Annotated in this window: 4 protein-coding genes; 1 reads left to right on the forward strand and 3 read right to left on the reverse strand. The window is 72.2% G+C overall.

Going from position 1 to position 2,501, the window contains the following annotated elements; translation table 11 throughout:
• Nucleotides 1-8: 8 nt before the first annotated feature.
• Both ACWGIU_RS35375 and ACWGIU_RS35380 read right to left on the reverse strand, forming a co-directional pair.
• Nucleotides 9-401 carry a VOC family protein gene (locus ACWGIU_RS35375; RefSeq protein ID WP_453712193.1) on the reverse strand — a complete coding sequence of 131 codons (393 nt, stop codon included), beginning with the start codon at nt 399-401 and terminating at the stop codon, nt 9-11.
• Between the two features lie 2 nt (nt 402-403).
• Complete coding sequence (locus ACWGIU_RS35380) at nt 404-1,261, reverse strand: trans-aconitate 2-methyltransferase (RefSeq protein WP_453712191.1); 858 nt, start codon at nt 1,259-1,261, stop codon at nt 404-406.
• A gap of 160 nt (nt 1,262-1,421) precedes the next feature.
• Between ACWGIU_RS35380 and ACWGIU_RS35385 the strand changes: the two genes are divergently transcribed.
• Nucleotides 1,422-1,919: a MarR family winged helix-turn-helix transcriptional regulator gene (locus ACWGIU_RS35385; protein WP_030386194.1), complete on the forward strand. Its 498-nt coding sequence runs from the start codon at nt 1,422-1,424 to the stop codon at nt 1,917-1,919.
• Here ACWGIU_RS35385 and ACWGIU_RS35390 read toward each other — a convergent pair.
• The coding region (locus tag ACWGIU_RS35390) for a LuxR C-terminal-related transcriptional regulator (RefSeq protein ID WP_453712192.1) at nt 1,878-2,501 on the reverse strand (624 nt) is incomplete at its 5' end. The two genes, ACWGIU_RS35385 and ACWGIU_RS35390, sit on opposite strands and share 42 nt — an antisense overlap.

The raw sequence follows: 2,501 nt of genomic DNA on the forward strand, positions 1-2,501 counted from the left end.
GGTGCGTCCTATGCGCAGGGTTCCGGCGCTGCCGGTTCCGGGTGGTGCCGTTCCAGGAATTCGAGCCGGTTGCCGACGGGGTCCTCGGAGAAGAAGCGGCGGTGGCCCGGCAGGTTGTCGTCCCAGTCCACCGTGGCCCCCCGCTCCCGCAGTCTGCTCGCGTACGCCTCGATGTCGCTCACCCGTAGGCCCGGGTGGGCCTTGCGGGCGGGCCGGAAGTCCTCCTCGACGCCGAGGTGCAGCTGGACGGGCCCGGCGGCGAACCAGCAGCCACCGCGGGTGGCGAGGACGGGCGGCTTGGGGATCTCGGTCATGCCGAGGATGTCCGTGTAGTACGCGCGGAGCCGGTCCTCCGAGTCCGGCGGCGCGGCGAGTTGCACGTGGTCGACTGCGGTCAGCACGGTCATGCCTCCTTGCGGGCTACGGCGAAGATGCGGCGGAACGGGAAGACGGTGCCGCGCGGGCCGGTCGGGTAGGCCGCGCGGAGCCGGTCACGGTATTCGGTGAGGAAGGCGTCCACGGCGTCGCGGTCCTCGCCGAGGGCGGTGAGGACGGGCCGCAGGGCGGTGCCCTTGACCCAGTCGAGGACGGGGTCGGGGCCCTGGAGCAGCTGGTGGTAGGTGGTCTCCCAGATGTCGGCGGCGCAGCCGAGTTCGGTGAACCGGGCGAGGTATTCGGCGGGTTCGAGGAGATGGATGTAGCGGGCGCCGTGACCGGCGAGCCGGGCCCGCCAGCGCGGGGTGTCGCACTGCTGCGCGAGCAAGGCGTGGCTGGGGGCCGTGAAGTTGCCGGGGATCTGGAAGGCGAAGGTGCCGCCGGGGCGCAGGCCGTTGATCCAGGCGCCGAAGGAGCCGGGGTGGCCGGGGACCCACTGGAGGGCGGCGTTGGAAACGATCAGATCATAAGACTCGTCGGGGAGCCAGGTGGCGAGGTCGCCGTGGCGGAAGTCGAGGCTGCCGCCGCCGGCGGTGGGCCCGGCGTACTCCTCGGTGGCGCGGTGGAGCATCTCCGGGGAGAGGTCGAAGCCGGTGATGCGGGCCTCGGGCCACCGCTCGGCGAGCAGGGTGGTGACGTTGCCGGGGCCGCAGCCGAGGTCGGCGATACGGGCGGGGCGGTGGGGGAGCTCGGGTATGCGGGTGAGCAGGTCGAGGAAGGGCCGTGTGCGGTGGCCCGAGTGCCGGAGGTACTGCTGGGGATCCCAGGTGGGGGCGGATGGCGCGGTGGACGTGGGGGTCCCGGCGCGCCCGGTATCGGAATACATGTTCGAGCCTCCCTGCTGACGGGGCGATCGGAAGCGGAATCCGTTCCGGCCCCTCCATGCCCCATGCTCGCTTTCTTTATATCTCGATGTCAAGATACTTGTGATCAAGATACTTGGTATGAAGAGACTTCACATCGACAGACCCCTTACACTGATCGGCATGGAGGACGAGGTCGACCGACTGGTGGCGGCATGGCGGCGGGAGCGCCCTGACCTCGACGTGGAACCGCTCGAGGTACTGAGCCGCGTGAGCAGGCTCGCGCGCCATCTCGACCGCGCCCGCAGGCTGGCCTTCTCCGAGCACGGCCTGGAGCCGTGGGAGTTCGACGTCCTGACCTCGCTGCGCCGCGCGGGCGCGCCCTACCAGCTCTCCCCCGGCCAGCTGTTGACCCAGACCTTGGTCACCTCCGGCACCATGACCAACCGCATCGACCGGCTCGCGAAGAAGGGCCTCGTCGAACGGCTCCCGGACCCCAGCGACCGCCGGGGGGTCCTGGTGCGGCTCACCCCCGAGGGCCGGGACCGCGCCGACCAGGCCCTCGCCGGGCTGCTGGCCCAGGAACGGGCGATCCTGGCCCAGCTCTCGCAGAACCAGCGCGGCGATCTCGCCGGGCTGCTACGCCAGTTGACCGCTCCGTTCGACAACATCCCCGGCTAGGTCGGCCGGTCGTACGCCGGCCCGCCGGGCCAGTGCCACCGCGGCCAGCGTGGAGTGCACCCCGAGCTTGCCCAGGACGTTCTGCATGTGGGTGCGGACCGTGTGCGGGGACAGGAACAACCGTGCCGCGACGTCCTTGCGGCCCAGCCCCGCCACCATGCAGCGCAGCACCTCGTGCTCACGCGGGGTCAGCGACTCCACCAGCCGCTCGCTGTCCGTACGGTGCTTGCGTGACGCGGTCAGCTCCCGGAGCACGCCGGTGAGCAGTGCGGGTGGCAGGTGGGTCTCCTCGCGCAGGACCCCGCGGATCACGGCCAGCAGCCGGGAGAGCGAGCAGTCCTTCGCCACCCAGCCCGAGGCTCCCGCCTGGAGCGCGAGGGCGGCCCGGCGGGGGTCGTCGCGCTCGGCGAGCACGACGGTACGGACCCCGGGGTGGGACACCCGCACCCCCGCGACCAGCGCGATCCCGTCCGAGCTGGGCGGCGGAGGCCCGGAGCCGGACTCCCGCTGGGCGGGCACGGCCCCCGGGACCGCGCCCAGATCGGCGTCGACCAGCAGGACGTCGAAGCGGCGGCCCTCGGC

Source organism: Streptomyces sp. NPDC054840 (genome assembly GCF_053611065.1).